Genomic DNA, 14,005 nt, shown 5'->3' on the forward strand with positions numbered 1-14,005 from the left:
GCCTCGTCCAACGTCAGCTTATGAAAGAGATTTTTATTGATCAGCTCCAGGAAGGCCAGCAGGTGCACGATGTCTTTCTGGTCAGCCGCAAGACCCTGGCCGAAACCAAGGCTGGAAAGCCCTACCTCTCCCTGACCCTGATGGATCGTACCGGTGATATCGAGGGCAGGGTATGGGACAATGCCACCCGCTACGACTGCCAGGCCGAGGTGGGTGGTTTCATACGGCTCCAGGCTACGGCCAGGCCCTTTCAGGGCCGGCTTCAGCTTGGCATCACATCCCTGGAAAAGGTGAGCGCGGATGCGGTGCAGCTTGAGGATTTCATTCCGGCCAGCCCCCGGGACCCCGGGGAGATGCAGGCCGAGTTGCGCCGGATCATCGCCCTGGTGCAGGACTCCTGCCTGCAAGACCTGCTCAGGGCCATTTTCAGGGGAGAAACTCTGAAACAGTTTGTCCGGGCACCTGCGGCCAAAAAGATGCACCATGCCTATATCGGCGGGCTCATGGAGCACACCCTGTCGGTCACCGGCATGGCCATGCGTGCGGCGGATCATTATCCGGCCCTGAACCGGGATCTGCTCATAGCCGGGGCTCTGCTCCATGATATCGCCAAGATACGCGAGTTTGAGTTCAGTTCGGTTCCTTTTGAGTACACTGATTCCGGTCGGCTGCTGGGTCATCTTGTCCTTGGCTCGGAGATGGTGCGGCAACAGGCGGCCGCCATTGAGGGGTTTCCCGCCGACCTGCTTGATCAGCTTCTTCACCTCATCTTAAGCCACCACGGCCGACATGAATTCGGAGCCCCGGTCCTGCCCATGACTCCGGAGGCTCTCATCCTGCACCATCTCGATGATATGGATGCCAAGATGAACTATATCGACGAGTTACGTGTCTCCATGGATGAAGGGATGCACTGGTCCGACTACCAGCGGCCCCTGGAGCGTTTTCTCTATCTCCAGGGTGGAGATACACCCCCTGAGCCACCGCGTCCCCCCCTGGAGAGCGCCGGCCGTCCGGGTACCCGCTCCAGGCGTGAAAAGAAAAAGCCGGGCCCGGATTTCAAGCAGCCGACCCTGTTCTGACGACCGGGATGCGGCTGCGCCGGAGTTGAGGGCGGACGCGCCGATCTCTCTGTCACTGATCCAGGATAGAACGGAAAAAGATGCTTTTTGAGGAGATTCTCGGCCAACCCAAGGCGGTCAAGCTGCTGACCCGGGCCCTGACCACCGGCCGGCTGGCCCATGCCTACCTGTTCACCGGCCCGGACGGGGTGGGCAAGGCGACCACTGCCCGGGCCATGGCCGCCTGGCTGTTCTGCAGTGCTCAGCGCGATCATGCTCCCTGTGGCCGGTGTCCTGGCTGTATCAAGTTCGCATCAGGTAATCATCCCGATTTTATCCACATCGTCCCGGACGGGATGGCCATCAAGATCGATCAGATCCGGAACATGAAAAAGCAGCTCTCCTTTGCACCGCTGGAGGCCGGGCAGCGGGTAGTGATGCTGGAGGATGTGCACACCATGCGCCGCGAGGCGGGCAATTCCCTGCTGAAAATCCTTGAGGAGCCGCCGTCGGACAACCTGCTCCTCCTGGTCGGATCGGATCGGGAACCGATTCTGCCGACCATAATGTCCCGGTGCCAGGTGATTCCCTTTGCGCCGCTGACCGTGGACCTGGCCGCTGAAATCCTTGTCCGCTGCGATCCGGATCTTGACCGGATCCAGGCCCGGGTCCTGGCTACCCTGGCCGATGGTTGTCCCGGACTGGCCCGCTCTCTTGAAACGGGCGGTGTGCTGGATGTGTACCGGGAGGTGGTCGAGGGGCTCCTGACCGCCCCGGAGGACCCCGGACCCCGGGTGGAGTGTGCGCTCAGGCTCTCCGGCCTGGCCGCTGCCGGTAAAGAGGGGCTTGATCTGCTTCTTGACCTGCTGGAGATCCTTTTTCAAAGGGCGATGAAGGCCCACCTGCTCGGTATCCCCGGCGGCGAGATCGACGACCAGGTGGCCCGGACCAGAGAACAGTGGAATTTGACGCAACTTTCTGATAAGGTGCAGGCCATGATTTCAGCCCGCCGTGCCCTGGCCAGAAACTGTAATCCGGGGCTGGTCTGCGAAGCCCTGATGCTTGATTTGCTGGAGTGCAGCCCCCGGAGGCCGGGCGATTGAGCCGGCTTTCGGGAATCAGGAGAAGGCGATGGCCCGAGAAATGATTCCTTCCCGGGACAGCAGTGCTGAACATGTGCACCTGCCAGACGTTTTTCAAATCCCGCCAGCTGTGCTGGCGTTACACATATTGACCTGATGTCAGAATCTCAAAAGCAAGAAAACAGGCCCCAGTCGGGTCCGGAAGAGACACCGTTCCATTACTACCGCATTCGTTTCCGGCAGGAAGGACAGGAGTACACTGTGAAATCCACTGTCGGCGATCTTGGGACCGGCGAAGTGGTGATGGTAAAAACCGACCACGGGCCAGAGCCAGCCTTTATCGTCGGTCGGGCCGTGGACACCACAGTGGAGGGTATGGAGCGGGGTGTTTCCTTCCAGGTTATCCGTCGGGCCGGCAGCGATGAAAAAGAAAAGTACAGGCGCCTGCCCGAGCTGGAAAAGGAGGCCTATGGCATCTGCCTTGGTCGGATTCGGGCCCTGGAACTGCCCATGCAGCTGGTCCGTGTGGAGCGGTTTTTCAATGGTTCCAAGATCATCTTTTATTTTACCGCCGAGAGCCGGGTGGATTTTCGCGAGCTGGTCCGTAACCTGGTCCAGGAATTCCGAACCAGGGTGGAAATGCGGCAGATCGGTGTCCGCCACGAGACCCAGATGACCGGCGGTATAGGTGCCTGCGGCCGTGAACTGTGCTGCAGTTCCTTTCTCAAGAAGTTCGAGTCGGTCTCCATCAAGATGGCCAAAACCCAGGACCTGCCTCTGAACCCATCCAAGATTTCCGGGCTTTGCAACCGGTTGCTCTGCTGTTTGACCTATGAATACGACGCCTACAGGGAGATCAAGAAGGAGATGCCCAGGATGGGCCGTCAGATCCGCTATGAAGGCGAGATCTACCGGGTGATCCGCATCAGTCCACTGCTTGGTACGGTGCAGGTGGTTTCCCGTGACGGTACCGAACTGCTCCTGGAAGAGGAGCAGTGGCGCCGGGCCGAACCGGTCCGCAAACAGCAATCCCGGCAGAAGAAACAGCAGGGAGGTAAACCCAGGTCGAAAAAAGGCCGGGGCGCTGGCCGGAAAAAAGAGGGGCAGAAGGGCAAAAAACAGAAAGCCGAAGACGGAACCGGCGGCACATGAGCATGTAACGGAACCGGAGGGGACGGCCGTCCCCGGACCGCATAACCGGCCGTCTGCCGGATACCGGCAGCGGCGAAACTAAAACAGTCCAGGAATACAAAAAAAACGTCATGGCCACCTATATCACGACCCCCATCTACTATGTCAATGCCATGCCCCATCTCGGACATGGCTATACCACCGTGGTTGCCGACACCTATGCCCGCTTCCGCCGTTTGTGTGGTGACGAGGTCCGGTTTCAGACCGGTACGGACGAACACGGGGAAAAGATTGTCGAAGCGGCGGAAAAAGAAGGGGTGTCGCCGCGGGAGTATGTGGACCGGGTCTCCGACGCTTTCCGCCAGGCCTGGCCACTACTGGCCATCGAGCCGGATCATTTTATCCGCACCACCTATCCCGAGCATGTCCGGACCGTGCAGGCGATCCTGCAGCAGGTTTATGACCAGGGGGATATCTATTTTGACGAATACTCGGGGCTCTACTGTACAGGGTGTGAACGGTTTCTGACGGAAAAGGAGCTGGTGGACGGCAATTGTCCCGACCATCAGAAACCACCCAGAGAGATCACCGAGCAGAACTATTTCTTCCGGATGTCCAAATACCAGGACTGGCTCATCGATCATATCAAGAGTCATCCGGAGTTCATCACCCCGGAGCGTTACCGCAATGAGGTGCTCTCGTTTCTCAGTGAACCGCTGGAAGATCTCTGTATTTCCAGGCCGGTATCCCGTCTGACCTGGGGTATTGAACTGCCCTTTGACCACAACTTTGTCACCTATGTCTGGTTTGACGCCCTGATCAATTACCTCACCGGGGTCGGCTGGCCCGACGGACCGGATTTCGAGAAGTTCTGGAGTGTGGCCGAGCATGTGATCGCCAAGGATATTCTCAAGCCCCATGCCATCTACTGGCCCACCATGCTTCGGGCCATGGGTGTGGCTCCTTACCGGCGACTGCATGTGCACGGTTACTGGAACGTGGATGACACCAAGATGTCCAAGTCCATCGGTAACGTGGTGCGGCCCCATGAGATGGTGGATGAATACGGGGTGGACACGGTACGCTACTTCATGCTCCGTGAGATGAGCTTTGGCCTGGATGCCTCGTTTTCCACCGATGCTCTGGTGGCCCGCCAGAATTCGGACCTGGCCAATGACCTGGGCAACCTCTTTTCCCGCTCCCTGACCATGGTCAGCAAGTATGCCGGCGGCCGGGTGCCCGAGCCGGTGGAGAGCGAAATCACCGAGACCGACCGGGAGCTGATCCAGGCGGTGGAGAACATGCTTGCAACCTACCAGCGGGAGATGAACGAGTTTGGCTTTTCCCGGGCCCTGCAGGCGGTGTGGGAGGTTATCGGCATGCTCAACCGGTTTATCGTCGCCAATGCGCCATGGGAGCTGGCCAGGGAGAAAGACAGGGAAGAACGTCTTATGACCGTGCTCTATTTCCTGGTTGAGTCCCTGCGGATACTTGCCCTGGTCCTGCGGCCGGTGATGCCGGTGGCTGCCGGGAAAATGGCGGCCGCGCTTGGTCTGGACCGGGAGATGCAGGAGGCAACGCTTGAAATCGCGGGCCGCTGGGGACTGATGCGTCCCGGAACCGAGATAGGACCGGGAGCGCAGCTTTTTCCCCGCCTGGATCGGAAAAAGAAAAAACAAGAGAAGCCGCCGGAAAAATCAGCGAAAAAACAAACAAAGCAACAAAAAGACCAGGCAGGCGACGAAGGGTTGATCACCTTTGAGCAGTTCGGCCAGGTGGAGTTGCGGGTGGCCGAGATCGTGGCTGCGGAAAAGATCAAGAAGGCAGACAAGCTTCTCAAGCTCACGGTCCGGGTTCCCGAGGAGCGGACCATTGTCGCCGGGATCGCCAAATTTTACCAGCCGGACGAGCTGATCGGCAAACAGGTAATCGTGGTCGCCAACCTCAAGCCGGCCAGGCTCATGGGGGTGACCTCCCAGGGCATGCTGCTGGCGGCCAAGGAAAAGGACGCCGATGGGAACGAACGCCTGGTCCTGTCCACGGTCTCTGCCCCGGTGGCTCCGGGCAGCAGGGTTGCCTGAGTCGAGGATCGTGCTTATTATCTGCTGTGGACTGCGCACGGTGCGCACGTCTTGAGGCTACCTTGATACCGCCCGCCCGGCCCTGGTATGTGGCGTGGCGGTTCGTGTGCGGCAACATCCGGTCCGGCCAGCGGGCCGGCAACCCGAATTTTGGAACCTGACTATGTTTGTTCTCAGTAATTTTATTATGGCCCTCGCCAAGCTCGTCAGCTTTGCGCTCAGTGCCTACATCTGGATCGTCATCGGCCGGGCTGTGATTTCCTGGGTCAATGCGGATCCCTACAACCCCATTGTCCGTTTTCTGGTCCAGGCCACCGAGCCTCTGCTCGTCAGGATACGACGGGTCCTGCCGGTCATGGGTGGAATTGACCTGAGCCCCATGGTTCTGATCCTGGGGATCATCTTTCTCCAGAGTTTCCTGGTGCCGACCCTGCAGCAGATAGCTATGAGCCTTCGCTAAAGCAGTGTCCTTCAGAGATGCCCGTAAAGCCCCTTGCCGATGGCCGGCTCCTGCTGGCTGTGCGTGTGCAGCCCAGGGCCAGCCGCAACCAGCTGGCCGGCCTGCATGACGGTGCCTTGAAAATCCATCTGACCACCCCGCCGGTGGACGGCAAGGCCAACAAGGCCCTGGTCGCCTTTCTGGCTAAACTCTTTCACCTCCCCAAGTCCGCCATAACCGTCAAAAGCGGCCACCAGTCCCGCAGCAAACAGCTCGTCATCGAGGGGATAAGCAAAGAGGACCTGCTGAGACTGGTGCCTGGCGGATCGTGAAGAGGAAGTTGCGAATTTAAGACGAAAAGGAGTAGGGATGAGTGGATTGCTGTCAGTGGTGGGAACCGGTCCCGGGGCACAGGATCTCGTTACGCCGCGGGCTCGGAAGGTGCTTGAAGAGGCCGATGTCGTTGTCGGGTACCGGACGTACCTGGATCTGGTCCGGGATTTTATCCGTGCTGACCAGGATATTGTCAGCTCGCAGATGATGCAGGAGATCGACCGGTGCCGCAAGGCGCTTGAGATTGGCGACAGCGGCAGGCGGGTCGCCCTGGTCTGTGGCGGGGATCCCGGCATCTATGCCATGGCCGGCCTGGTCTTTGAGCTGGCCCGGGAGATGAAAAGCGGATGCCGGATCGATATTATCCCCGGCATCGCGGCTCTGAACAGCTGCGCAGCCATTCTCGGAGCTCCGCTCATGCACGATTTCGCCGCCGTCAGCCTCTCAGACCTGATGACTCCCTGGGAAGTGATCGAGCGCCGGCTTGAAGCGGCCGTATCCGCGGATTTTGTTGTGGTTCTCTATAATCCAAAATCAAAAAAACGAACCACCCAGATCGTTCGGGCCCGGGACATCCTGCTTGAACATCGCAGCCCGGAGACTCCGGTGGGGATTGTCACCGGCGCCACCCGGGCGCACGAGAACGTGCAGCTTACCACCCTGGCGGCTCTTCTCGATTGCGATATAACCATGCAGAGCACTGTCATCATCGGCAATTCCACCACCTATATCTGGCAAAAGAAGATGATTACGCCACGGGGCTACCGGGACAAGTACGGGCTTGCATGAAGATGAGGACAGGGGAAAAGCCACTCATCCTGGTGACCAATGATGACGGGGTTTATGCGCCCGGTATCCGGGCCCTGTACGAATCGATTCGCTCCCTTGGCCGGGCCGTGATCGTGGCGCCGGAACAGGACAAGAGCGCGGTAAGCCATTCCCTGACCATGAGCCGCCCGCTGCGGGTACGCCGGCTGGAGAGTGATATTTACACTTTGGACGGCACTCCCACCGACTGCGTGATCATCGGCATGAATAAAATCCTCGAACGACGGCCGGATCTCATCGTCTCCGGGATCAATCCAGGGGCCAATCTCGGCGATGATATCAGCTATTCCGGGACCGTGTCGGCTGCCATCGAGGGAACCATGTACGGAATCCAGTCGCTGGCCTTTTCGCTCGACGGCGAGGCCCCGTTCGATTTCACGGTCGCCGCCGGGGTGGCATGGAAGCTGGCCTCCATGGCGCTGGAATTCGGTCTGCCGGAAACCACGCTCTTGAACGTCAATGTGCCGGGTCTTTCGGCAGGCGAGATCCATGGGATCCGTTTTACCCGGCAGGGGCGGCGGATCTACCACGACGCCATCCAGGAGACTTTCGATCCCTGGGGCCGAAAGCATTACTGGATAGGTGGCGGTACGGTGCACTGGTCCGGCGGGGACAATACCGACGAGCATGCCCTGCGCGAAGGCTGGATCTCGGTGACCCCCATCCAGCTCGACCTGACCAATCATGCCGGGCTGGACTATCTCAAGCGGAACTGGAAGATGTAGGATGGTCTGTCTCGGAGCCCATGAATCGGTGGCCGGTGGCCTGCACCTGGCCTTTGAGCGAATTGTCCGCGTCGGTGGCGAGGCGCTGCAGATTTTCACCCGAAATCAGCGGCAGTGGCGGGCTGCACCCCTGACCGTGGACGAGGTAACCCTTTTTCGCGAGGCCTGGGATGCTGCTGGCGGGATGCCTGTTGCCTCGCACGCCTCGTACCTGGTCAACCTTGCGGCCGGCAAAAAGGAGACCGCGGTCAAATCCGTGGCCGCCTTTGCCGATGAACTGGTACGCTGCGCCCGCCTGGGTATCGGCCAGGTGGTGATCCACCCTGGCAGCCACGGTGGTGACGGGGTGGAGGCCGGGCTTGAACGGGTGGCCCGTCATCTCGATGAGGTGCTGGAACGGGCCGGGGATCCGGCTGCCGGTGTTACGGTCCTGCTGGAGACCACGGCCGGCCAGGGTACGGGCCTGGGGCACCGTTTCCAGGAGCTGGCCACGATCATCGACCTGTCGCGGTATCCGGACAGGCTTGGTATCTGTGTCGATACCTGCCATATCTTTGCCGCTGGATACGATATCCGTACTCTCGAGGCCTATACCCGGACCTTTGACGAGCTGGACAGGACCGTGGGCCTGGAGCGGATCGGCCTGTTTCATCTCAATGATTCCAAGAAGGAGCTGGGTTCCCGGGTGGACCGGCATGAGCATATAGGTCAGGGCTGCATAGGACTGCAAGGGTTTCGCCACCTGCTCACCGATCCCCGTTTTGCTGATCATGCCATGACCCTGGAAACCCCCAAGGGCAAAGAGCTGCAGGAGGACAGGGACAACCTGCGGGTCCTGCGTTCTCTCCTGGACGATTCCGGCTCCTGAAGGAGCTCCTTGTCCCTACCTGCAGGTGATGGAGACGGTTTGCGAGTTTTCGCTGTTCAGGCCGTCAGCATCCACGGCCACCACCCACAGGCTGTATTTCCTGCCCGGTTCAGGATCGACCCTGTAGAGAAAGCGTGGTTCCGTGCTTTCGCCTGCCCTGGTGGCCAGAAATCCAGTGGTGAAAATCTCGTAATGAACAATGTCGGGCTCTGGCCCCGGATCCCAGGAAAGATGGATACCCTCTGGTGTGCACCGGGCCTGGACATGGACGGGCGGGGCTGGTGGCGGCTTGGTGGTGGCCTGGACCGGGTTGGACATCTGGCCGGTCAGGCCGTCCCTGTCCACGGCCCTGACCTGATACCAGTAGGTACGTCCGTCTTTCAGGCCCCTGTCGATAAAGGTGGTTTGCTCTGCCTTGACCGAGTCAACCCGGTCGGTTACCCGATCCATGGTCTCGCCCCGAAAGATCTGGTAGGTGCTGATATCCGGCTCCGGGTTGGGCGACCAGGTCAGGACGACCTGGCGAAAGAGACGGCTCTTTGCCTGGAGGCCCGATACCGGTCGCGGTGCCGGTTTGGTTATCGCGGACACGATCGCCGAATCCCTGGAGCGTACGTCGACCACATTGATGGACTGGATCTTGTAGAAATATCTGGTGTGATCTAGAAGAGGATTGCCCCAGGTACCGTCATCGGTGAAGTTCTGGCTGTCGCGGCCGTCGACAAAATCGATCTGTTTGAACGGTCCACTGGCAGAGGAGCTGCGCCAGATGGCATAGCCCTTGACATCCGGATCCGTGACCCGGGTCCAGAACAGGTCCACCCGACGAGGCTGGCCTTCGATGGCCCGGACCTTGGATGGGGGAGGGGGCGCGCCCTTGGTAATCGCGGAGACAACAGGCGCATCCTTGCTGAGCACTCCGACTATATTGCGGGCTTTGATGGAGTAGAAGTACTCGGTGCTGTCCTTCAGGGAGCCATAGGTGCTGAAGGGTGTTTGTTCCCCGTTGTCGGTATATGTCTGCCGGTCGCGTCCATCGATGGTGGCTATTTTTTCAAAGGGGCCTGTTTTCCGTTCGCTGCGAAACAGGACATAGCCGTTGACCCGCGGGTCCTGGGAGGGCTCCCAGAACAGCCGGATACTGCGCAGGCTGTTGCCGGCGGCGTGAAACCTGCTCACCGGCAGTGGAGTGCCGACGGTGGTGACAGCAAGCGGGGCGGCCGGGATGTTGGCAAGTCCGGTGGTGGTAAGGCCGATGACAGTGTAATAGTAGGTGGTTCCATCTTCAAGCCCTGCGTCCTCCAGAATCAGCAGGCCCTGGCTGTTGGGAACCGGTTCTGTGACGGCGCGGAATATTCCGTCGGCCCGGGTGGAACGAAGCAACTGGTAGGCGGTATAGATATGGGGTGGATCTGGTTGAAGGATGATCCGGTTACGTCGCAGGTCGCCCTGGGTGGAGATGACCTGCGGAACCGGGAGCAGAGGCGAATAGATGTCTCCGGTGGCAACCAGTTTCCTGACCAGGCTGTAGGCCAGGTTCTCCATGGTTTTTTCCATGGAAAGATTTTTGCTCCCCTTCCGCCAGGGAAGCTTCGAACGTATTTCCCAGAGGGTTCGGCCGTTCCAGGCATCGGTCATGCTGATGGTGCAGATCTGGGCCGGATCGGTACCAGAAAGTGAATAGCTCCCCCTGATCTGGCCGGTGATCACGCCGCGGGCATCCAGGTCCCTTCCGGCCTGGACGGGATCTGGTTTCACGTGCCTGGTCTGCCAGCCCTGTGTTTTTTCCAGGGCAAGGAGGCGGTATTTTCCCGTGCGCTCCAGGGCTTGGTGGAAAAGTGCGGTGACTTGGCGGGCAAAGTCGGGACTGTCGCCGGTAAAGGATAGCAGGGCGACCCGGTTCAGGATATGCTGGCGGGCATCCGGAGCAATGTGGATGGCCACCTGGTCGCGGGGATGTTCTTTAGCCGGAGCTGCCTGGACGGTTACGCATCGGCCACAGCAGAGAAGAATCGAGGCAAACAGGAACAGTACGGCCTTGGCTGAGGACATGGATATGGCTCTCTTTTTTCCTGTAACTGGATGATGGTGATCTGTAACAGCTTGAAAAGCTGATTTTTATAAGTATACCAGAATGGAAGGTTTCTGGGAACCTTCACTGTCTGCAGCAGGGGGTACGGGGGATATTACCGGGGAACTGCTGAAAAAACTTGCTTCCCGAAGCATTGCCGGAGATGATAGAGAAAGTCGCCATCGTGATTGAACCGGACCGGAAGGGTATTTTGCCAGCAGATGGAAAAGAGTATGGGCCTGTTGCAAAGTGATGCACTCCTCGACCTGCTCTGTGAGCAGGGCCTGTTGACGACGGAGCAGCGGCAGTACATCATTTTGCACAAGGGCAAACAACGCCAGAAACTCCTCAAACAGGTCGGAAACCGGGCGCCGGAGGACAAACGCCGTTCGGATCGTGGTTATCCGGACCTGGTTGACATCATTGCTTCCCTGCGGCTCGAAATTCCGGGGAAAAAGGGTGTGCACCTTGGCGAAGAGGTCATCATGCGGGCGGTGAGCCGTAAGCTCAAGATCCCGTTCAAGAAGCTCGATCCACTGGAGCTCGACATGGAGGTGGTGACCCGGACCATTCCCCGATCCTTTGCCCTTACCCACCTGATTTTGCCGTTGGAACTGCATGACGGTATCCTGGAGGTGGCGCTTTATGATCCGGACAAGCAGACAGTGCTTGAAGATATCGAGCGGGCCAATCAGGTCAGGGTCCGGCCCTTTCTTTCCACCCGCAGTGATATCAGGAAGATCCTGGCTGAGTTTTTCGGGTTCCAGCGTTCCATAACGGCTGCTGAAACCCAGTTCGGCGCGGGTGTCGGCGGCTCGCAGACCGTGGACATCGGCAACCTGGAGCAGTATGTACGGCTTTCTTCGGCCCAGGAGCTGGCCTCCACGGATCAGCATATCAAGGCCGCGGTCAATCATCTGTTCCATTATGCCCTGGAGCAGCGGGCCAGTGACATCCATATCGAGCCCAAGCGCGATATCTGCATGATCCGCTTCAGGATCGACGGGGTGCTGCACACCATCTACAAGCTGCCCAAGGCGGTCCATTCGGCCATCGCCTCACGGATAAAGTCACTGGCACGGCTGGATATTGCCGAGAAAAGGCGGCCCCAGGACGGACGGATCAAGATTGGTCAGCAGGGCCGGGACAAGGAGGCGGAGCTGCGGGTCTCGTCCGTGCCGGTGGCCTTTGGGGAAAAGATAGTTCTGCGTATCCTGGATCCCAATATTATCTTTCAGGACCTGCATGAACTTGGTTTCTCCGGGCGGGATTTTCAGGTCTACGAGGGATTCATGCGTGCTCCGCACGGTATTGTTCTGGTTACAGGGCCTACGGGCAGCGGTAAATCGACCACCCTCTACTCCACCCTGAAGAAGATTGCCTCTCCGGAAAAGAACATCGTCACGGTCGAGGATCCGGTGGAGATGGTGTATGAGGAATTCAACCAGATTGCGGTCCAGGCACAAATTGACGTGACCTTTTCCTCTATTTTACGTAATATCCTGCGACAGGATCCAGATATTATCATGATCGGTGAGATCCGGGACCTGGAAACCGCAACCCATGCGGTCCAGGCGGCTCTGACCGGACACCTTGTTTTCTCGACACTCCATACCAACGACGCGGTCTCAAGCATTATCCGGCTGGTGGATCTGGGGCTGGAGCCCTTTCTTGTCGCCTCCACCATGCTCGGGGCCCTGGCCCAGCGTCTGGTGCGGCGGATCTGCCCCCACTGCGTAGAGAGCTACCAGGTGTCTGGAGCGGAACTGGTTCGGCTCGGTTTCCCTGTGGAGGGGGATGGCCCGGTGGAACTCAGGCGGGGCAAGGGGTGCCGGCATTGCCGGGGAACAGGATATTCGGGACGGTTGGGGATTTTCGAGATCTTCCCCATGTCGGATCAGCTCAAGAAACTGGTGGCCGACCGGGCCACCGATGCCCGGCTCCGGCAGGTGGCCATCGGTGAGGGTATGACCACCCTGCGGGAGGATGCCTGGCGCAAGGTGCGCGGCGGCGTAACTACCCTGGAAGAGGCCCTCCGGGTAACCGGGGAACAGAAGTAACGGGCCCTGCAGGACCATTTTCGGACCACTTCACTGGACAAATGACGACATAATCAATGGGACAGCGAATTGTCTGCAGAAATAAAAAGGCGTTCCACGACTATCATATCGATGATCGTTTGGAGGCCGGCATTGCCCTGACCGGGCCGGAGGTGAAATCCCTGCGCGCCGGACGGGCCAACCTCAAGGACGGCTATGCCAAGGTGAAGAACGGGGAGGTTTTTCTTTATAATGTCCATATATCCCCCTATTCCTTTGCTACCCACGTGTCTCCCGATCCGCTGCGGGTTCGCAAACTTCTGCTCCACAAGCGCGAAATACGCCGACTTACGGGAAAATTAAAAGAAAAAGGCATTGCGCTTATCCCCCTTAAGATTTACTTTATAGATAATGGCAAGGCCAAGGTGGAACTGGGCCTCGCCAGGGGAAAAAAACTCTACGACAAACGCGCCGCACTCAAGAAGAAGCAGAGTGAACGGGATCTCGAACGCGCTTTGCGGCGCTACAAGGAATAATCAGAGAAGAAGAAACAACTCAAAACATAAAAGATAGAAGGGGGCGAAACGGATTCGACGGGGATACATAAGCTCAGGCTGCATGCCGAGGATTCCGCCAACCTCGTAAAACAGGTGGAACGTAAATATAGTCGCAGACGACTATGCATATGCTGTGGCAGCATAAATAAGCCACTGTTCTCCCGGTTACTCCTGCGGACCGGGTAAGAGCATCGACTAGCGGGATAGCTTCCGGGGTTCTCCGGTGGCTCCGGCGGCGAAACTCCACAGCGGATAGTGCTGACAGTCCCTTGTCCTGGAGGGACCAAGGCACGATAAACAACCCTTTACAGGACTAAGCATGTAGACGCCTGCAGGGGAGTATCTCCGGACGCGGGTTCGACTCCCGCCGCCTCCACCATTGATTTTTGAACGAACCGGTCCGAACGCCGCAGGCGGCATGTCGGTCGGTTCGTTTTTCTTTTTGTAGCAAGGGGTTACGGAGTTTCTTGTTGTTGCCCGCTCCCGCTGTTGTCACCCTGCTTTCGGGAAATTGGGGTTAATTTCCTTCTCTTTCACGTCTCCTTTCTCCGAATTCTCAGGTCTCACTTTCGGACCTCGTCCGGTTTTTTGTTCCATTTCCAGCAGCCTTTGCTCTGCGAGTTCCTCTGCAAACCGCTCGACAACTTTGGCGATTCCATCAAAAAATTCGTTGATGCCCATGGTCAAGCCTCCTGCTTTTCCGTTCTCTGTCCCATACCTACCGGAGAAACAGAGAAAGTGTCGGAAACAATTTGTGTTCGTAGCATTTTCCCCGGTTTGGTGGTTGTTG

General features: G+C 58.6%; 13 protein-coding genes and 1 other RNA gene. 12 read left to right on the forward strand and 2 right to left on the reverse strand.

Features of this window, described 5'->3' with window-relative positions:
• Positions 1 to 20 precede the first annotated feature (20 nt).
• The 9 genes from ACXJJY_RS08110 to ACXJJY_RS08150 all read left to right on the forward strand — a co-directional run bounded on the left by ACXJJY_RS08110 (position 21) and on the right by ACXJJY_RS08150 (position 8,548).
• Positions 21 to 1,082: a 3'-5' exoribonuclease YhaM family protein gene (locus tag ACXJJY_RS08110; protein WP_456386844.1), complete on the forward strand. Its 1,062-nt coding sequence runs from the start codon at positions 21 to 23 to the stop codon at positions 1,080 to 1,082.
• An 80-nt stretch (positions 1,083 to 1,162) separates the two neighbouring features.
• A complete protein-coding gene (holB, locus tag ACXJJY_RS08115) occupies positions 1,163 to 2,164 on the forward strand; it encodes a DNA polymerase III subunit delta' (protein WP_456386846.1) in 1,002 nt (333 codons plus the stop codon).
• A gap of 240 nt (positions 2,165 to 2,404) precedes the next feature.
• Positions 2,405 to 3,295 carry a PSP1 domain-containing protein gene (locus ACXJJY_RS08120; protein WP_456386848.1) on the forward strand — a complete coding sequence of 297 codons (891 nt, stop codon included), beginning with the start codon at positions 2,405 to 2,407 and terminating at the stop codon, positions 3,293 to 3,295.
• A gap of 110 nt (positions 3,296 to 3,405) precedes the next feature.
• The gene (gene metG / locus ACXJJY_RS08125; protein WP_456386850.1) at positions 3,406 to 5,355 is read left to right on the forward strand and encodes a methionine--tRNA ligase; all 1,950 of its coding nucleotides are present in this window, start codon (positions 3,406 to 3,408) and stop codon (positions 5,353 to 5,355) included.
• A gap of 163 nt (positions 5,356 to 5,518) precedes the next feature.
• Positions 5,519 to 5,815, forward strand: a complete 297-nt coding sequence (locus tag ACXJJY_RS08130) for a YggT family protein (protein WP_456386852.1) — start codon at positions 5,519 to 5,521, stop codon at positions 5,813 to 5,815.
• Positions 5,816 to 5,832: 17 nt separating this feature from the next.
• On the forward strand, positions 5,833 to 6,126 hold the full coding sequence (locus ACXJJY_RS08135) for a DUF167 domain-containing protein (RefSeq protein WP_456386854.1): 294 nt from the start codon (positions 5,833 to 5,835) through the stop codon (positions 6,124 to 6,126).
• A gap of 37 nt (positions 6,127 to 6,163) precedes the next feature.
• Positions 6,164 to 6,916, forward strand: a complete 753-nt coding sequence (gene cobJ, locus ACXJJY_RS08140; RefSeq protein WP_456386856.1) for a precorrin-3B C(17)-methyltransferase — start codon at positions 6,164 to 6,166, stop codon at positions 6,914 to 6,916.
• On the forward strand, positions 6,913 to 7,680 hold the full coding sequence (gene surE / locus ACXJJY_RS08145; RefSeq protein WP_456386858.1) for a 5'/3'-nucleotidase SurE: 768 nt from the start codon (positions 6,913 to 6,915) through the stop codon (positions 7,678 to 7,680). The genes cobJ and surE overlap by 4 nt, the downstream gene beginning before the upstream one ends.
• Position 7,681: 1 nt before the next feature.
• Entirely contained in the window at positions 7,682 to 8,548 is an 867-nt protein-coding gene (locus tag ACXJJY_RS08150; RefSeq protein ID WP_456386860.1) for a deoxyribonuclease IV, read from the forward strand.
• Between the two features lie 15 nt (positions 8,549 to 8,563).
• Here ACXJJY_RS08150 and ACXJJY_RS08155 read toward each other — a convergent pair whose 3' ends face one another.
• A complete protein-coding gene (locus ACXJJY_RS08155; protein WP_456386862.1) occupies positions 8,564 to 10,600 on the reverse strand; it encodes a fibronectin type III domain-containing protein in 2,037 nt (678 codons plus the stop codon).
• 252 nt (positions 10,601 to 10,852) lie between these two features.
• On the opposite strand from ACXJJY_RS08155, the gene ACXJJY_RS08160 reads away from it, so the two are divergent.
• The 3 genes from ACXJJY_RS08160 (at position 10,853) to ssrA (ending at position 13,594) form a co-directional block, all read left to right on the forward strand.
• The gene (locus tag ACXJJY_RS08160; RefSeq protein WP_456386864.1) at positions 10,853 to 12,679 is read left to right on the forward strand and encodes a GspE/PulE family protein; all 1,827 of its coding nucleotides are present in this window, start codon (positions 10,853 to 10,855) and stop codon (positions 12,677 to 12,679) included.
• A 56-nt stretch (positions 12,680 to 12,735) separates the two neighbouring features.
• The gene (gene smpB / locus ACXJJY_RS08165; RefSeq protein ID WP_456386866.1) at positions 12,736 to 13,194 is read left to right on the forward strand and encodes an SsrA-binding protein SmpB; all 459 of its coding nucleotides are present in this window, start codon (positions 12,736 to 12,738) and stop codon (positions 13,192 to 13,194) included.
• Positions 13,195 to 13,233: 39 nt separating this feature from the next.
• Positions 13,234 to 13,594, forward strand: a transfer-messenger RNA (tmRNA) gene (gene ssrA / locus ACXJJY_RS08170).
• Between the two features lie 113 nt (positions 13,595 to 13,707).
• Here the strand turns inward: ssrA and ACXJJY_RS08175 are convergent.
• A complete protein-coding gene (locus ACXJJY_RS08175) occupies positions 13,708 to 13,896 on the reverse strand; it encodes a hypothetical protein (RefSeq protein ID WP_456386868.1) in 189 nt (62 codons plus the stop codon).
• Between the last annotated feature and the right edge of the window lie 109 nt (positions 13,897 to 14,005).

The organism is Desulfolithobacter sp. (genome assembly GCF_054025815.1).

What these genes read in the sequence shown, in the direction of transcription:
- ACXJJY_RS08175 (WP_456386868.1), bottom strand. Translation starts at nt 13,896, where the DNA reads ATGGGCATCAACGAATTTTTTGATGGAATCGCCAAAGTTGTCGAGCGG.
- ACXJJY_RS08110 (WP_456386844.1), top strand. Translation starts at nt 21, where the DNA reads ATGAAAGAGATTTTTATTGATCAGCTCCAGGAAGGCCAGCAGGTGCAC.
- cobJ (WP_456386856.1), top strand. Translation starts at nt 6,164, where the DNA reads ATGAGTGGATTGCTGTCAGTGGTGGGAACCGGTCCCGGGGCACAGGAT.
- surE (WP_456386858.1), top strand. Translation starts at nt 6,913, where the DNA reads ATGAAGATGAGGACAGGGGAAAAGCCACTCATCCTGGTGACCAATGAT.
- ACXJJY_RS08135 (WP_456386854.1), top strand. Translation starts at nt 5,833, where the DNA reads ATGCCCGTAAAGCCCCTTGCCGATGGCCGGCTCCTGCTGGCTGTGCGT.
- ACXJJY_RS08160 (WP_456386864.1), top strand. Translation starts at nt 10,853, where the DNA reads ATGGGCCTGTTGCAAAGTGATGCACTCCTCGACCTGCTCTGTGAGCAG.
- holB (WP_456386846.1), top strand. Translation starts at nt 1,163, where the DNA reads ATGCTTTTTGAGGAGATTCTCGGCCAACCCAAGGCGGTCAAGCTGCTG.
- ACXJJY_RS08155 (WP_456386862.1), bottom strand. Translation starts at nt 10,600, where the DNA reads ATGTCCTCAGCCAAGGCCGTACTGTTCCTGTTTGCCTCGATTCTTCTC.
- metG (WP_456386850.1), top strand. Translation starts at nt 3,406, where the DNA reads ATGGCCACCTATATCACGACCCCCATCTACTATGTCAATGCCATGCCC.
- ACXJJY_RS08130 (WP_456386852.1), top strand. Translation starts at nt 5,519, where the DNA reads ATGTTTGTTCTCAGTAATTTTATTATGGCCCTCGCCAAGCTCGTCAGC.
- smpB (WP_456386866.1), top strand. Translation starts at nt 12,736, where the DNA reads ATGGGACAGCGAATTGTCTGCAGAAATAAAAAGGCGTTCCACGACTAT.
- ACXJJY_RS08150 (WP_456386860.1), top strand. Translation starts at nt 7,682, where the DNA reads ATGGTCTGTCTCGGAGCCCATGAATCGGTGGCCGGTGGCCTGCACCTG.